The sequence below is a fragment of the Ensifer sp. SL37 genome (assembly GCF_026672675.1).
GTDB lineage: Bacteria > Pseudomonadota > Alphaproteobacteria > Rhizobiales > Rhizobiaceae > Ensifer > Ensifer adhaerens.
In genome coordinates, this window is sequence record NZ_JAPPRN010000002.1 from 230,445 (window position 1) to 246,859 (window position 16,415).

Here is a 16,415-nt window from a genome sequence, read left to right on the forward strand (position 1 = left end):
TCCTTACGACACTTTCCTGTTCCTCTCAGCCGCACGACCCAAGACCTCATCGCCATGCTCGAGCCCCTGGAACGCGGCACGCTACGGGGCCTGCGCGACCGGGCAATCCTGCTCATTGGCTTTGCCGGCGGTCTGCGCCGCTCCGAAATCACCGGTCTCGATCTCGGACGCGATCAGACCGAGGACGGGCGCGGGTGGATCGAGATCCTCGACAAGGGGCTGTTGTTGACATTGCGTGGCAAGACCGGCTGGCTCGAGGTCGAGATCGGCCGCGGCTCCGGCGACACCACCTGCCCGCTCGTCGCCGTCGAGACCTGGATCCGGTTCGCCAAACTCGCCAAGGGGCCTCTCTTCCGCCGCGTCACCGGACGCGGCAAAGACCTTGGCCCCGACCGCCTCAATGACAAGGCCGTCGCTCGCCTCGTCAAGTCCGCAGCCCTTGCCGCCGGTCTGCATGGCGACCTTGGTGAGGACGAGCGTGCGGCCAAATTCTCCGGTCATTCGCTGCGCGCCGGCCTGGCCTCCTCGGCTGAGGTCGATGAGCGTCATGTGCAAAAGCAGCTCGGCCATGTGAGTGCCGAAATGACCCGCAAGTACCAGCGTCGGCGCGACCGTTTCCGGGTCAATCTGACCAAGGCATCCGGGCTGTGAAGGGGCCCTCCCCCGGTACCGCGCTGAAACCGTAAGGTAAAAATCGAGGGGCGAAATTTCAGCTTAGCGCTGCAAGTGAAATCGTTAAGTAAAAGCCACATCCGGGCGCTGGCTTGCGCCGCCCCAAACAGGCCGAAGGATCCGTGGGTTGGGCAAACAGCGAGGGACCGATGGACCAGGTTTGCGACTTTGCGCCAAGGCTCAAGCAAACCCTTCGGCGCTGACGCATAGCGCGGGTTGCCTTCGCCTACTGCGTTCGCCCTTGCGGGCTCACGGTGGCGCTGCGGCTCGAAAACCTTGATCAGGTGATTTGGGGTTAAGGGCGCTTTCAGCGGACCAAAACGATTACATGCCTTCTTCGCTTATTAGCTGAATTTCATGACCCAAGGGGCCAGCCGCTCCTACTCTTCAGGGTGGTCAGGGGTCATTCCGGTCGTTCCAACTATACCCCCAGCCCAGGAACCACCCGAATGACCCCGCATCAACGTTCTGTTGCGCTGATGAAGCGATATTACGGCTCCCGCCCAGGACGTCCGGCTAAAGCGCGCGAACTGGGGAAGTTTCAAACGGCACTGATGAGGCGTATTTGCTCCGGTACTGCCAGGTGCTCTCAAAAAATCTTGCTGATTGGTCTTGCGCGGCAGTTCCCCTCACCCACCAGAGGGGAACTGCCGCGCAATCGACGGCTAAATTATTCCGGAGAGATGAGGCATACCTCGGCGACGCCATCGCCAATGCATATTTCTACATCAGCCAGGACAACGTCGGTTGCGGCAACCGAAAGAGCGCAGGTGGCCGCAGCCATCAGGAAAAACTTCTTCATGGTACATTTCCTATTCTAGGATGATCACAGGGATCGCTGTGCGGTCGACGAGCCATCGGCAGTACGCCTCCACTCGGCTTCCACCGCATCGATTTTAGGTTGGCGCGCGCGGCAGATTGATCGAATTTGATCAATTCAGGGAAAATCGCCGATCAGACATCGGACAACCATCACCGATGGTAGCCCAGGCGCACCTGGACAACACGATCCCTCATCAGCAATTCGCCTGTGACCTGAACTGTTGGCAGCAACGCCGCACCCGGCTTTTTTCACGGGCACCCGCGGCCAGAGGCCATCCGGGTGGCGCCGACTGAACAGGAACAAACCGGATAGTCCCGCCGGACGCGACCCGACGCCTTATTTAGCCATTAGGCGAATTCCGCGACACCATGTTTGCGGATAGCGTCCGTCAAGTTGGTGTAATTTCGGGTGTGGGAGCGGGCCGTCATGATCAGGCGGCTCTGGGTGTAATTTGGAGGGTCATTTCCTCCTCGATTGTTGGTGGGTTTAGCTCGGCCATTGCCTCGACCTGCATGTAGCGGCTGAGGAGCTGCCATTCGTCGTTTGCTTCGAGGAGGACCGCGCCGATGAGGCGAACGATGCTGTCCTCGTTGGGGAAGATGCCGACGGCATCGGCGCGGCGCTTCACTTCCTTGTTCAGACGTTCGAGCGGATTCGTGCTATGGAGCTTGGTGCGATGCTGCGCCGGGAAAGCGATGTAGGCGAGCACGTCAGCCTCCGCATCGTCCATGAAGGTTCCGAGCTTCGGCCATCGGACACGGAGCTGGTCGGCGACATGCCGCCAGGATTGCATGGCACTCTCATGATCGGGCTGGATGAAGGATTGCCGGATCGCGGCGGCGACCATGGTGTGCTGGCCCTTGGGCACATAGGCGAGCGAATTGCGCATGGTTTTGACGCGGCACCTTTGCCAGGTCGCGCTGAGGATGCGGGTGATGGCAGCCTTCAGCCCCTCATGAGCATCGGAGATGAAGAGCTTGACACCGGTGAGGCCCCGGCGCACCAGATCGCGCAGGAAAGAGGTCCAGAACGGCTCGGCATCGGAAGGGCCGATATGCAGGCCGACGATGCGGAATCTGGAGGGTTATGTGAGGTCGCATCCGTCGTCGCGGCGAGCTCGAGCGACCTCACATAAGCCGGATTGAAGTAAGGCGCGGGTTGTTTGGCGCCGTTATGGGAATAGTAAAGCACGCCGCTTGATGACGATAGCGGATTCGTCGTGGACGGCAATCGCACCGCCGATTTTTGTGGTGATCTGGCGACCTTCGCGAGCAGCTTGCCGGACGATAGGAAGCGATTTTTGCGCTCTCAATGCACACTGTCGGTCTTTCGGTGTGGCCAGGGCCACGCGGTATCGCGCGCCGGCGCGGCGCTTGGTTTTGTGGGCATATGGGAGGGGGTGCGGATTGTCGGAGTTCATGATGTATCGCACCAGAAAGATGATGGCCGGGGCGGCGAAACAGGCGCAACAGTGATTCCTGTCCTACGCATGGGACGCCGGCAGTCAGGGCATTCGTGGGATTGCCCGGGCTGTGATTTGCCTGCCTGCGACCGCTCCCCTGCTGATGATGGTTGATCGAGGATCTGCCTGCAGAGGCCGATACGATCCCGTCGGTGGCTATTGGCGAGAAAGCCGAAGTGGCGCATGCGGTGGAAGCCGTCCGGGAGCACGTGTAGAAGAAAACGCCGGATGAACTCGTGCGGGTCAAGGCGCATGATCTTCTCGCGGTCGCGACCCTTGCCACGGTAATCCTTCCATCGGAAGGCAACGTGGTCATCATCGACCTCGACGATGCGGCTGTTGGCGATGGCAACACGATGGGTGTAGCGGCCGAGATAGGCGAGCACCTGGTCGGGGCCGCCGAACGGTGGCTTCGAATAGACGACCCATTCGACGCGGCGCGCACGCGCGAGATGGCGGGTGAACGCCTCGTCATCGTTGAGATGGCTGAGTTCGTTGGAGAAGCGGAGTTCACCGTGAGCGAAGTCTCTAGCAAGGGCCGTCAGAAAGAGCCGCCGAAACAGCCGCGACAGTACGCGCACGGGCAGAAAGAAGCCCGGCCGGCATGCCACCCACCTAGCTCTGTCGGGCGAGAGACCGCCGCCGGGCACGACGCAATGAACATGGGGATGATGGGTCATGGCCTGGCCCCAGGTGTGAAGCACGGCGACGATGCCGATCTCGGCGCCCAGCCGCTTGGGATCGGCGGCAACGGTCTGCAGCGTCTGGGCCACGATGCGCATCAGCAATGCATAGACGACCGCCTTGTTGTGGAAAGCGATCTCGGCGATGCCCGGTGGTAGCGTGAAGACCACATGAAAGTACGGGACCGGCAACAGATCGGCGACGCGTGCAGCGACCCACTCCTTGCGGGCCGCGCCTTCGCACTTCGGGCAATGGCGATTGCGGCAGGAATTATAGGAGATGCGGGTCCTGCCGCAATCGTCGCAGGCATCGACGTGACCGCCGAGCCTCGGCGTCCGCCAGGCTTCGATCGCGCCCATGACGCGTCGTTTGCCGCGGCCAAGATGACCGGCGTTCTCACGTCTGTAGGAGCTCCCATGTCGCCGAAAGATGTCGGCGACTTCGAAGGTGGGACGCAACCGATCACGATTCCGGCGGTGTCACCTCCAGTCGTAACCGATCGAGCGGACTGGCCGTCGACCGGATCGTGTCGGTAGAGACCTGCGTATAGCGCGCTGTCGTGGAGAGGTGGGCGTGACCGAGCAGGACCTGGATGATGCGGATATCGGTCCCGTTCTCGAGCAGGTGAGTGGCAAAGGAATGCCGCAACGTATGGACGGTGACGTGCTTGGAAAGACCCGCCGCCGCAACCGCCGAACGGCAGGCGGAATGCAGCACCGACGGCGCGATCGGCTTGTCTGGATCGCGCCCAGGAAACACAATGTCCTTGGGCCGCGCCAACCGCCAATAGCTGCGCAGGATCCCGAGCAGTTCCGGCGACAGCATGACGTAGCGGGCTTTGCCGCCTTTGCCACGCGTGATGTGGATCACCATCCTTGAGCTGTCGATATCGTTGGCGCGAAGACCACAGACCTCCGAAACCCTCAGGCCGGCGGCATAAGCCGTTGTCAGAGCCACCCGCGCCTTCAAGCTGGAGACGGCTTGCAGAAAGTCGACCACCTCGTCGCTCGAAAGAACAACCGGCAACTGGCGTGGCTCGCGCGCATACGGAATATGCTCCGGGATCGTATTCTGGCCGAGCGTCACGCCATAGAGGAACCGGAGGGCGCAGACGATCTGGTTCAATCCGGACCAGGAGATGCCCGTCGACACAAGGTGAACCTGGAAGGCGTGGACCTCGTCCAGGCCGAGCCGAGCCGGTGATCGGCCGAAATGGCGGCTAAACTTTGCGACTGCATAAAGATAGGATTGCTGCGTGGCCGGAGAAAGATTGCGGACCGTCATGTCCTCGATCATCCGGCGACGCAGCCGCCACAGAGACGATGCGCCCGCCCTCGCGCACCTTCAGAAAGGTGGCATCCAGCCAGAGGTATGGCCAGTCGCCGGAAAGAGGGCGTTTGAGGAAGGCGTTCACCTGCTCGTCGATGTCCTTGCACAGCTTGGAAACGGAGGATTTGGAAATCCCCGTCATGCCCATGGCCTGCACCAGCTCGTCGACCTGCGGGTCGACACCCCGTTGATCCACGCCTCCTGGATGACTGCGACGAGTGCCTTCTCCACCATCTTTCTCGGCTCCAGGAAACCTGGGAAGTAGGCTCCCTGCCGCATCTTCGGTATCTTCAGGTTCAGTGTGCCGAGCCGCGTGTCGAGGGAACGGTCGCGGTAGCCGTTGCGCCACGTCTGACGGCCGTCGCCACGTTCATAGCGGCGGTAATCCCCCCGCCGAATAACGGACTTCAAAAGTAGAATTTTCTCGGGCTTTATGATCGAGGAGATTTTGATGAAGACGAGCAGATTCAGCGAACCGCAAATCCTTGCAATCCTGCGCCAGGCGGAGGGCGGCGTTGCCGTTCCTGATCTATGCCGGGAGCACGGGATGAGCACGGCGTCGTTTTACAAATGGCGAGCCAAATACGGCGGCATGGACGCGTCGATGATCAGCCAGATGAAGGCTCTTGAAGACGAGAACCGTCGGCTGAAGAAGATGTATGCGGAGATGAGCATGCAGGCGGAACTGCTCAAAGAGGCTCTTGGAAAAAAGTGAAGCGGCCATCTCAACGCCGGGAGCCTTTCGGCAAATGCGAGCATTTGCCTGCCAAGGGATGGCCGGGAAAGCGGTGGCGTTGCACGGGGTGAGCATTGCACTCGCCTGCCGCACCTTTGGTGTCAGCGAGACCTGCTATCGTTACAGCGCCAAGCTGAACGACGAGAACGAGCAGATCGCCGATCTCCTGATCGGGTTGACGCGGGCGAAGAAGAGCTGGGGCTTCGGCCTTTGCTTTCTCTACCTGCGTAATGTCCGGGGGCATCGCTGGAACCATAAGCGGGTATACCGCATCTATCGCGAGCTGGAACTGAACCTCAAGATCAAGCCACGCAAGCGGTTGAAGCGCGAGAAGCCGGATGCTCTGGCCGTACCGGAGAAACCGAACCTGGTCTGGTCTATGGACTTCATGGCGGATCGTCTTGAGGATGGCAGGCAATTCCGCCTGTTGAACGTTCTGGACGACTTCAACCGCGAGGGGCTGGGCATCGAGGTGGATTTCTCGCTACCTGCCGAGCGTGTCATCCGCAGCCTGAACCAGATCATCGAATGGCGCGGCAAGCCGATGGCAATACGGGTCGACAACGGGCCTGAATACGTCAGCGGCAAGATGATGGAATGGGCGGAGAAACAGGGCATCGCCTTGAGCCACATCGTAAGACCGTATGTCCTTCTTCGGGAGTGAGGTGGCTCGCCCTAAGCTGTTCTTCCGAGGGTTGCTCGGGCAGGCCGGGCCGATCCTCAAACAGGAGGACGAGCCATGTCTGATTATAGAGAAGCTTTTGTCGGAATCGATGTTGCGCAGCGACACGATGTGACACGACAGCAGATTTACACCTGGCGCAGTGAGCTGAAGAAGAAGGGCCAGTTGTCGCCGTCTGCGAATGCGGTGTTTGTTCCCGTGGACATGAATGCCCTGCAGACCGAGCGCGGTGGAGGCCGTCAGGGACCATCTGGGATGAATAGCACCGAGATTTGTAGACGCCTTCTTTCCTAATTTTGAGGCAAGAAGAGCATCATGAGCAAATCGAATTTCAGCGAAGAGTTTAAGCGTGACGCGGTGCGCCAGATCACGGAGCGAGGCTATCCGGTTGCCGAGGTTTCGCAGCGTCTCGGCGTCAGCCAGCATTCGCTCTACGAATGGAAGAAGAAGTTTGCTGCGTCGAACGCCAAGGGCAACGACGAGACCGAGGAGATCAGGCGGCTAAAGAAGGAACTGGCTCGCGTTAGCGAGGAGCGAGATATCCTAAAAAAAAAGTACCGCGTATTTCGCCAGGGATGCAAAGTGAAGTACGCGTTCATTGCTCTGCATCGCTTGCAGTTTTCGGTGCGGACGATGTGCCGCCTTCTGCGGGTTCATCCCAGTGGATTTTACACCTGGCTGAAGAACCCGCTGAGCAGGCGAGCCAACGAGGACAAACGACAGACCGATCTGCTCCTGAAGGCATGGGAAGAGAGCGGGAAGGTCTACGGTTATCGCAAGCTGCACGACGACCTTCTCGATCAGGGCGAGATATGCTGCCCGAACCGGGTTGCGCGTCTGACCCGTCTCGCCGGGATCAAGGCGCAGATTGGCTACAAACGCCGTCCCGGCATCTATGGCGGCAGGCCTGCCGTCGCTATCGACAACACGCTCGACCGGCAGTTTGACGTAGCGGCTCCGGACAAGGCCTGGGTCACGGACATCACCTATATCCGGACCTGCGAAGGTTTTGCTTATTTGGCCGTCGTCATCGACCTCTATTCCCGCCGGGTCATCGGCTGGGCGATGCAGAGCCGCCAAACCACGGACGTCGTATTGCAGGCTCTGCTCATGGCGGTGTGGCGACGCAAACCGAAGGACAAAGTGCTGATCCACTCCGATCAGGGCTCGCAATTCACCAGCATGGACTGGGCCTCGTTCCTCAGGCACCACAATCTGGTTCACTCGATGAGCCGACGCGGCAACTGCCATGACAATGCGGTGGCCGAGAGCTTCTTCAATCTTCTGAAGCGAGAGAGGATACGTCGCAGGGTCTACCGTTCACGCGATGAAGCTCGCCATGACCTTGCCCCCAAGTTTTATCCAGTTTTGAGTTTGCTCCAGCGGTTTTGGGTTGCTGTATTGGGGGCGGTAGCGGCGGGTTGCGGTGCGGAGCCATTCCGGCTGCGCAGCACCGCATCACGTCGCGGGTTGATTGTCTGAGCGAACTCGGCAGGTGTCATCCAGCCGAGTCCAGAGTGTGGTCGATGATCGTTGTAATCGCTGCGCCAGTTTGAAAGCGCCGATCGAGCATGGGCCAGTGACGAGAAGAGCGTCTCATTCAAGAGCTCGTCGCGCAGCCGCCCATTGAAGCTTTCGATGAAGGCGTTCTGGATCGGCTTGCCCGGCGCGATGTAGTGCCAATCCGCCTTGCTCCGATCCGTCCATTGCAGGATCGCGTTACTGGTGAACTCACTGCCATTGTCGCTGACGATCATCTTCGGCTTGCCTCGTCCCTCGATGATCCGATCCAGCTCACGGGCGACCCGCAGGCCGGAGAGCGACGTGTCGGCGACGAGAGCCAGGCATTCCCTGGTGCAATCGTCGACGACCGTCAGAATCCGGAACCTGCGGCCATCGGTGAGTTGATCCGACACGAAGTCCAGTGACCAGCGATCATTGGCGGCAAGCGGGATCAGCATCGGTGCTCGTGTGCCTATCGCTCGTTTCCGACCGCCGCGCTTGCGCACCGTCAGCTTCTCTTCCCGATAGAGCCGGAAGAGCCGCTTGTGGTTCACAAGGTGACCCTCACGCCTGAGCAGCACATGAAGGCGTCGATATCCAAAGCGGCGGCGTTCATGCGCCAGCGCCTTCATCCGCTCGCGAAGGTCATGGTCATCGCTGCGCCTGGTTTCGTAACGGATCATCATCCGGCAAAAGCCGATGGCTTTACACGCCCGCCGTTCGCTCATCTGGTGGTGATCCATCAGATGAGCGACAGCTTTCCGCCTTGCTGCGGGCGTCACCACTTCTTTCCCAAAAGGTCTTTCAAGGCCGCATTGTCGAGCATCGCATCTGCCAGGAGCCGTTTCAGCTTCGTGTTCTCGTCTTCCAGCGTCTTCAGCCGCTTGGCTTCGGATACGTCCATGCCGCCGAATTTGGCCTTCCATTTATAGATGCTGGCATCGCTGACGCCGTGCTTGCGGCAAAGCTCCGAGACGGGCGTGCCAGCCTCGTGCTCCTTCAAAATGACGATGATCTGTTCGTCTGTGAAACGGTTGCGCTTCATTCCCTGGTCCTCTCAATGGGCCAGAGCTTACTTCAAAATGGATTATTTCAACGGGGCAAGGTCAGCCAGGACGTGTTCGACTACATCGAAATGTTCTACAACCCGAAACGCAAACACGTCAGGAACGGGATGCTGTCACCCGTCGAGTTCGAGAAGCAGCAGAAAATCTAACCCGAGGGTGTCTACGAAACTCGGGGCTATTCAGGATGATCGAGTTGAGATTGACCGTATGCGCCGTCTACGCCCCATTGATTTTTCAGTTTCAGCTATTTGGTAGTGCTGCCTGATGGCCGGATGTGAGCTCACCGGATAGTATCTGACGAGCTCATTGTGAGGCGTTGATGCGGGCGGCATAGGCCCATGGCATCAGGGCATCGATGTCTTTGGCGAGGTGGCCGTTTGCGAGGCGGGTGAAGAGGTCGCACAGATAGGCGTAGGGCTCAACGCCGTTCATTTTACACGTGCCGATCAGGCTGGCAAACCGGGCCCAGTTGCGGCCCCCTTCATCGTGCCCCGCAAAGAGGGCATTGCGGCGGTTCATGGCCGGTCGGCGGATCGCGTTTTCCACGAGGTTGGAGTCGATATCGACGTGGCCGTCGGGGAGTGTCAGGAATTCTGTGCGGTGGGCCATGATGATGAAAAGGAGCGAATCATCACATGGCTATCGAAAAAGAACTTCTGGACCAACTTCTTGCTGGTCGTGATCCATCCGATGTTTTCGGCAAGGACGGCTTGCTGGATGACCTGAAGAAGGCACTGTCGGAGCGTATTCTCAACGCCGAGCTTGATGAACATCTCGCCGTCGATCGCAGCGAAGGACCGTCGGGCAATCGGCGGAATGGATCTTCGAAAAAGACGGTGCTGACCGGTACCTCGAAGATGACGTTGACCATCCCGCGCGACCGGGCCGGTACGTTCGACCCGCAGCTGATCGCCAAATATCAGCGCCGCTTTCCCGATTTCGATGATAAGATCATTTCCATGTACGCGCGCGGCATGACGGTGCGGGAAATCCAGGGCCACCTCGAAGAAATCTACGGTATCGACGTGTCGCCGGACCTGATCTCGGCGGTGACCGACCAGGTTCTGGAGGCCGTTGGCGAGTGGCAAAACCGCCCGCTCGAGCTGTGCTATCCCCTCGTGTTCTTCGATGCCATCCGGGTCAAGATCCGGGACGAAGGCTTCGTTCGCAACAAGGCCGTTTATGTCGCGCTCGCAGTTCTGGCGGACGGCACAAAGGAAATCCTCGGGCTCTGGATCGAGCAGACCGAAGGGGCAAAGTTCTGGTTGCGCGTGATGAATGAGCTGAAAAGCCGTGGCTGCCAGGACATCCTGATCGCCGTGGTCGATGGCCTGAAGGGCTTTCCCGAAGCCATTACGGTACCGTCTTCCCTCAGACGATCGTCCAGACCTGCATCGTCCACCTGATCCGGCATTCTCTGGAGTTCGTGTCCTACAAGGATCGCAAACCCGTCGTACCGGCGTTGAGAGCCATCTATCGTGCTCGAGATGCCGAGGCTGGAATGAAGGCGCTGGAGGCTTTCGAGGAAGGGTATTGGGGCCAGAAATACCCTGCCATCTCTCAAAGCTGGCGGCGCAATTGGGAACACGTTGTTCCCTTCTTCGCCTTCCCAGAGGGCGTCCGCCGCATCATCTACACGACGAACGCCATCGAGGCGTTGAACTCGAAACTTCGTCGGGCAGTGCGCTCGCGCGGCCATTTCCCGGGTGACGAAGCCGCGATGAAGCTGTTATATCTGGTCCTCAACAATGCGGCCGAGCAGTGGAAGCGCGCGCCGAGGGAGTGGATCGAGGCAAAGACACAGTTCGCCGTCATCTTCGGCGAGCGGTTCTTCAACTGATGAAACCGGCCCACCGCACAGAATTCCTGACACTCCCCACCAGCCACGACTTCATGTCGATGGCGGTTAAGACGCGCGGATAGATGGCGCCGAGAGGGAATTGATGCGGAATTCGGCTCGGCGTGGTGCTGAATGACGCTGATGATCTGATTTGGTTGGGGATGAGAGCGCGGGATGCGTCGACAGGAGCCCGCAGGGCGACTGAGGCGCATCCCGCGCTGCGTCCGCGCATGCTACATGTGCGGAGCGCCGCAAACAGACATCGACCCACTACCACGTAACTCGATGTCCTATCCCAACGGCCCGTGTGCGGGGACTTGCAGGTCCCCGGGCACGACTGCCGACTGGTTCACGGTGTGCGCCAGCATAATGGCATTGGCGCATTCCGTCGAGCTTTTCCCCGCAATCCCGACGGCGTTCCGAGAGGTTCGCCGTCGCAATGCAAACCGGTCGTTTCTTTCTCTGCGCACGTTGCCGCTCACAGGTCTTGCTTTGCCGGCATTGCGATCGGGGTCAGCGCTTCTGCGGTTCTGAATGCGTCCATGAAGCCCGCCGTGACAGTCTGCGTGCGGCGGGGCGGCGCTACCAGAACAGCCGCCGGGGCCGCTTTGCCCACGCCGACCGCTCCCGCCGATATCGCCAGCGCTGCAAAAACAACGTGACGCATCAGTCTCCACCTTGTCTGCCGGATGGTTCACGACTGACCGTGCCCCTGATCGAGGGCACCGTCGCACTGGACGACGTCAGCGCTGAAGCGGTGCCATCGATCCCTCCGGCGCCGTGCTGCCGGCGCTGCAGGTGTCGGCTGCCGCCGTTCTTGCGCGGCGGCTTCGTGCGCCGCCGAGGGGGCTATGTCCGTCAACACGATTATGGAGACCCAACCGATGACCATATCCGCCGAGAAGGAAGCGATGATCCTGCGCCTGTACCACGTTGAGAGGTGGCGCTGTGGAACGATCGCAACGCAATTGCATTGCCACCATACGACGGTCTTCCGGGTTCTGAAGGAAGCCGGTCTGCCCCGCCACAGGCCGGTGATACGTCCCGCCGAGATCGACCAATATCTGCCGTTCATCCAGCGGACGCTTGCGACATATCCAGACCTGACCGCCAGTCGCCTGTACGGGATGGTGCAGGAGCGCGGCTACAAGGGCTCGCCCTCCCACTTCCGGCATATGATCGCGCTCCACCGTCCGCGCAAGGCGGCGGAAGCGTTCCTGCGTCTGCGCACCCTGCCGGGCGAGCAAGGCCAGGTCGACTGGGCGCATTTTGGTCACATCGAAATCGGCAAGGCTCGCCGCCCGCTGATGGCCTTCGTTATGGTGCTGTCCTACTCGCGCGACCTCTATCTGCGCTTCTTTCTTGATGCCCGCATGGAAAACTTCCTGCGCGGCCACGCCGGTGCGTTCAGCGCCTGGAATGGTTTGCCCAGGGTGCTGCTCTACGACAACCTTAAGAGCGCTGTGCTTGAGCGTCAGGGCGATGCCATCCGCTTCCATCCGACACTTCTGGCCTTCGCGGGCCATTATCGCTTCGAGCCCCGTCCCGTCGCCGTGGCGCGGGGCAACGAAAAGGGCCGCGTCGAGCGCGCCATTCGCCACATCCGGGAGGCCTTCTTCATCGCTCGCAAGTTCAAGGACCTCGACGATCTGAATGCCCAGGCCGAACAATGGTGCCGCAACCAGGCCGCCGACCGGCCATGCCCCGAGGATCGGGCGATGACGGTTCGTCAGGTGTTTGCACAGGAGCAGCCCATGCTTCTGCCATTGCCCACCAACCCGTACCCGATCGAGGAGCAGATCGCCGCGAAGGTCGCAAAGACACCCTATGTCCGCTTCGACCTGAACGATTACTCGGTTCCCCATACGCATGTCCGGCGCACGCTCACCGTGCGCGCCGATCTCGCCCAGGTCAGGATATTCGATGCCGCCACGATGATCGCCAGCCACCGCCGCAGCTACGACCGGGGCCAGCAGATCGAAGACCCCCGGCACCTCAAGGCGCTCGTTGCCGTCAAGCGCCAAGCGCGCCAGCATCGCGGCCTCAACAGTCTGACGCACGCCGTGCCGGCCTGCCAGGAACTGATGATCCGGGCCGCCGAGCGCGGCGCCAATATCGGCGCGATCACCAATGCCATGCTCAAACTGCTCGACCTCTACGGCGCCGCCGAACTCCAGGCCGCCGTCGAAGATGCCTTGCAGGCCGGAGCCTCTCATTCGAGATCGGTTCGTGCCGTGCTCGAACGCCGCCGGATCGCGCGTGGCGCTCCACCGCCGGTCGAAACAAGGCTGCCAGAGCATGTCCGCAAAAAGGATACGGTCGTACAGCCCCACAAGCTCGACCGTTACGATCAACTCACATCCGCAGGCAACGACGATGAATAATCCCGGCATCCTGTTCAACCGCGCCAGGGCGCTGCGCCTCAATGGCCTGATCGCCCACTGGGACGAAATCGCCGACGCGCCGTGGCTGGCCGCCGTGCTTCAATGGGAGGAAGAAGAGCGCTCCGACCGCTCATTGCGGCGACGCATGCGCGCCGCCAGGCTTGGCCACTTCAGGCAACTGGCCGATTACGACTGGAAATGGCCGCGTCGTATCGATCGCACCGCCATCGAGGAGCTGATGACGCTGTCCTTCGTGAAGGAGGCCGCCAACATCGTCTTTATCGGCCCTAACGGCGTCGGCAAATCCACGCTCGCTCTTAACGTCGCCTACCAGGCGCTGGTCGCCGGACATTCGGTCCTCTTGCGCACCGCCAGCGAAATGCTCGGAGAACTCGCCGCCATCGACAGCGATTCCATGCTGCGCCGAAAGCTGCAGTACTATGCGGCGCCCGATGTCCTGGTCATCGACGAGGTCGGATATCTCTCCTATTCCAACCGTCATGCCGATCTGCTGTTCGATCTCATCAGCCGCCGATACGAGAAACGCTCGACCATCGTCACCACCAATAAGCCCTTCGCGCAATGGTCGGAGGTCTTTCCGAATGCCGCCTGCGTCGTCAGTCTGGTCGATCGCCTTTTGCACCATTGCGAGGTCATCGCCATCGACGGCGATTCTTACCGCTTCAAGGAAGCCACTGAACGCTCGAAGGCGCAGCGTCAACAACGCACCAGCCACGCCGCCGACGAAAAGGAGCCCACAGCATGACCAGAAATCCTCATCAGCCGTCCGGTCTCGGGCGGGGGATCCAGTTCATCGTCGATGCCGAATGGACACCCGAGCAGGCAGGCGCCGTCTTCGAACTCCTCGACGATCTGCGAGACTGCATCTGAAGCCGTTACGCTCCCCACATCCAGGAGTTTGTCCGCCACCAACACGCCCCTGACGATCAGCCCCCTTCCAAACCAGAACGGTAAAAGCGGCCACGCTCGTTACTCCAGCGTCACGATCCCATTCAACCCGTCAAAACGAAAAGCGGCCTCTAAGGCCGCTTTCCCATTCCCCAATCCTCGGCGCCATTTTTGCGCGCTTTCTCACAGCCGTTAACATCCACTCCCTCGGCGCGCGCTTCCACTGCTCGGCCGCATTGTTGAGGACCAGATATAACAGCTTCATCGCGGCTTCGTCACCCGGGAAATGGCCGCGCGAGCGCACTGCCCGACGAAGTTTCGAGTTCAACGCCTCGATGGCGTTCGTCGTGTAGATGATGCGGCGGACGCCCTCTGGGAAGGCGAAGAAGGGAACAACGTGTTCCCAATTGCGCCGCCAGCTTTGAGAGATGGCAGGGTATTTCTGGCCCCAATACCCTTCCTCGAAAGCCTCCAGCGCCTTCATTCCAGCCTCGGCATCTCGAGCACGATAGATGGCTCTCAACGCCGGTACGACGGGTTTGCGATCCTTGTAGGACACGAACTCCAGAGAATGCCGGATCAGGTGGACGATGCAGGTCTGGACGATCGTCTGAGGGAAGACGGTACCGTAATGGCTTCGGGAAAGCCCTTCAGGCCATCGACCACGGCGATCAGGATGTCCTGGCAGCCACGGCTTTTCAGCTCATTCATCACGCGCAACCAGAACTTTGCCCCTTCGGTCTGCTCGATCCAGAGCCCGAGGATTTCCTTTGTGCCGTCCGCCAGAACTGCGAGCGCGACATAAACGGCCTTGTTGCGAACGAAGCCTTCGTCCCGGATCTTGACCCGGATGGCATCGAAGAACACGAGGGGATAGCACAGCTCGAGCGGGCGGTTTTGCCACTCGCCAACGGCCTCCAGAACCTGGTCGGTCACCGCCGAGATCAGGTCCGGCGACACGTCGATACCGTAGATTTCTTCGAGGTGGCCCTGGATTTCCCGCACCGTCATGCCGCGCGCGTACATGGAAATGATCTTATCATCGAAATCGGGAAAGCGGCGCTGATATTTGGCGATCAGCTGCGGGTCGAACGTACCGGCCCGGTCGCGCGGGATGGTCAACGTCATCTTCGAGGTACCGGTCAGCACCGTCTTTTTCGAAGATCCATTCCGCCGATTGCCCGACGGTCCTTCGCTGCGATCGACGGCGAGATGTTCATCAAGCTCGGCGTTGAGAATACGCTCCGACAGTGCCTTCTTCAGGTCATCCAGCAAGCCGTCCTTGCCGAAAACATCGGATGGATCACGACCAGCAAGAAGTTGGTCCAGAAGTTCTTTTTCGATAGCCATGTGATGATTCGCTCCTTTTCATCATCATGGCCCACCGCACAGAATTCCTGACACTCCCGGTTCTTCCAGTCGTACAACGTCTGCCGGCTCACGCCTACCTTCTGAGCCACCGAGCGGGCACTCTCCCGCCGAGAGCACAAATCGATCACGGCCGTTCGCTTCTGTTGCTCCGATCTCGGAGTAGCGGTTGCGTTGCTGCTGAAAACTCGGCGCCTGCCATCGGGTTCATATTCGTCGATCCAAGCCGAGAGCTTTCCACGGCAAGGGTAACCAAGCGCCTTGATGGTCCATGCTATGCAACGGCCGTGGCTCAGATAGTGCTCAACGGCAATCGGCTTCTGCTCATCCGAATACCGTCGTTTGGTGCGAACATAACCTGCCGACAAGCCGGGACCGCGTTCGTACTCGCGGCACCATTGCTTGAGAGCATTCTTCGTCGGATAGCCCAACTGACGGATCGTGGCCTTCACGCGTCTGCCAAGCTTGATGTAGAGCTGCACAGCTCTCATGCGGTCTTCGTACGAATACATGAACTATCTCCTGTTAGTCCAAGAATTCGTCCGCACCTCCAGGGGGTCAATTCTTCGATTCGCTTGACACCGGTTGACGCATAATCCCGGACCGGGCGACGTGCCCCCTTCGCTCCGCGTCCATTACAGACGTTTCATCACTACTACGGGTCACTCCGCCCCTGACATGGGCTTCGGTATTCTCCCTCATGGTTTGGGCCACTTGCGGATTTCCCTTGGCATCCCATGCCAGGTTCCCTTGTTCCGTGCTGAAGCCTGTGGCGAGATCATGCCGCCTATACACCGGCTGCCGCATGGCCCGTAAACAGGTGCCGTCCATGCTCTTCCGGGCGCCACTAACCCACGCCCGTTTTGACAGCGTCTGAACCCATTTCGATATGTCGTCAGCGGTTCGCTTTCGCTCATCTTCTCGTCACACACCTGACGGCGTCGCGCGCCGCCTTT

8 protein-coding genes and 10 pseudogenes are annotated in these 16,415 nt (G+C 60.1%); 9 read left to right on the forward strand and 9 right to left on the reverse strand.

Annotated features, from left to right (window positions below; translation table 11 throughout):
- Window positions 1–39 precede the first annotated feature (39 nt).
- Window positions 40–651 (forward strand): annotated as a pseudogene (locus OVA00_RS08930) (tyrosine-type recombinase/integrase); the annotation flags it as partial.
- 691 nt (window positions 652–1,342) lie between these two features.
- On the opposite strand, the gene OVA00_RS08935 reads toward OVA00_RS08930, so the two are convergent.
- The 5 genes and pseudogenes from OVA00_RS08935 to OVA00_RS08955 all read right to left on the reverse strand — a co-directional run.
- On the reverse strand, window positions 1,343–1,474 hold the full coding sequence (locus OVA00_RS08935; RefSeq protein WP_268088642.1) for a hypothetical protein: 132 nt from the start codon (window positions 1,472–1,474) through the stop codon (window positions 1,343–1,345).
- A 451-nt stretch (window positions 1,475–1,925) separates the two neighbouring features.
- A pseudogene (locus OVA00_RS08940) lies at window positions 1,926–2,573 on the reverse strand (IS256 family transposase); the annotation flags it as partial.
- 338 nt (window positions 2,574–2,911) lie between these two features.
- On the reverse strand, window positions 2,912–4,099 hold the full coding sequence (locus OVA00_RS08945; RefSeq protein WP_268088643.1) for an IS91 family transposase: 1,188 nt from the start codon (window positions 4,097–4,099) through the stop codon (window positions 2,912–2,914).
- Window positions 4,100–4,103: 4 nt separating this feature from the next.
- Window positions 4,104–4,925, reverse strand: coding sequence for a tyrosine-type recombinase/integrase (locus tag OVA00_RS08950; RefSeq protein WP_326494125.1), 822 nt, complete (start codon window positions 4,923–4,925; stop codon window positions 4,104–4,106).
- Window positions 4,926–4,947: 22 nt separating this feature from the next.
- A pseudogene (locus tag OVA00_RS08955) lies at window positions 4,948–5,423 on the reverse strand (transposase); the annotation flags it as partial.
- On the opposite strand from OVA00_RS08955, the pseudogene OVA00_RS08960 reads away from it, so the two are divergent.
- The 3 genes and pseudogenes from OVA00_RS08960 to OVA00_RS08970 all read left to right on the forward strand — a co-directional run.
- A pseudogene (locus OVA00_RS08960) lies at window positions 5,422–6,340 on the forward strand (IS3 family transposase); the annotation flags it as partial. The pseudogenes OVA00_RS08955 and OVA00_RS08960 overlap by 2 nt on opposite strands.
- Window positions 6,341–6,445: 105 nt before the next feature.
- Entirely contained in the window at window positions 6,446–6,682 is a 237-nt protein-coding gene (locus OVA00_RS08965; RefSeq protein ID WP_268088645.1) for a transposase, read from the forward strand.
- 21 nt (window positions 6,683–6,703) lie between these two features.
- Window positions 6,704–7,735: pseudogene (locus tag OVA00_RS08970) on the forward strand (IS3 family transposase); the annotation flags it as partial.
- Window positions 7,736–7,746: 11 nt separating this feature from the next.
- Here the strand turns inward: OVA00_RS08970 and OVA00_RS08975 are convergent.
- A protein-coding gene (locus OVA00_RS08975) for an IS3 family transposase (RefSeq protein ID WP_112977085.1) occupies window positions 7,747–8,936 on the reverse strand; the annotation gives its coding sequence in 2 pieces (ribosomal slippage) (window positions 7,747–8,687 and window positions 8,687–8,936; 1,191 coding nt in all).
- 66 nt (window positions 8,937–9,002) lie between these two features.
- Between OVA00_RS08975 and OVA00_RS08980 the strand changes: the two are divergent.
- Window positions 9,003–9,107, forward strand: a pseudogene (locus OVA00_RS08980) (IS3 family transposase); the annotation flags it as partial.
- Between the two features lie 154 nt (window positions 9,108–9,261).
- Here the strand turns inward: OVA00_RS08980 and OVA00_RS08985 are convergent.
- A pseudogene (locus OVA00_RS08985) lies at window positions 9,262–9,546 on the reverse strand (transposase domain-containing protein); the annotation flags it as partial.
- Window positions 9,547–9,593: 47 nt separating this feature from the next.
- Here OVA00_RS08985 and OVA00_RS08990 point away from each other — a divergent pair.
- From OVA00_RS08990 to OVA00_RS09005, 4 genes and pseudogenes are all read left to right on the forward strand, one after another.
- Window positions 9,594–10,798: pseudogene (locus tag OVA00_RS08990) on the forward strand (IS256 family transposase).
- Window positions 10,799–11,682: 884 nt separating this feature from the next.
- On the forward strand, window positions 11,683–13,182 hold the full coding sequence (gene istA, locus OVA00_RS08995; protein WP_268088646.1) for an IS21 family transposase: 1,500 nt from the start codon (window positions 11,683–11,685) through the stop codon (window positions 13,180–13,182).
- Window positions 13,175–13,948, forward strand: a complete 774-nt coding sequence (gene istB, locus OVA00_RS09000; protein WP_268088647.1) for an IS21-like element helper ATPase IstB — start codon at window positions 13,175–13,177, stop codon at window positions 13,946–13,948. The genes istA and istB overlap by 8 nt, the downstream gene beginning before the upstream one ends.
- On the forward strand, window positions 13,945–14,073 hold the full coding sequence (locus tag OVA00_RS09005; protein ID WP_268088648.1) for a hypothetical protein: 129 nt from the start codon (window positions 13,945–13,947) through the stop codon (window positions 14,071–14,073). The genes istB and OVA00_RS09005 overlap by 4 nt, the downstream gene beginning before the upstream one ends.
- A 130-nt stretch (window positions 14,074–14,203) precedes the next feature.
- On the opposite strand, the pseudogene OVA00_RS09010 reads toward OVA00_RS09005, so the two are convergent.
- Both OVA00_RS09010 and OVA00_RS09015 read right to left on the reverse strand, forming a co-directional pair.
- Window positions 14,204–15,441 (reverse strand): annotated as a pseudogene (locus OVA00_RS09010) (IS256 family transposase).
- Window positions 15,442–15,494: 53 nt separating this feature from the next.
- Window positions 15,495–15,971 (reverse strand): annotated as a pseudogene (locus OVA00_RS09015) (helix-turn-helix domain-containing protein); the annotation flags it as partial.
- Between the last annotated feature and the right edge of the window lie 444 nt (window positions 15,972–16,415).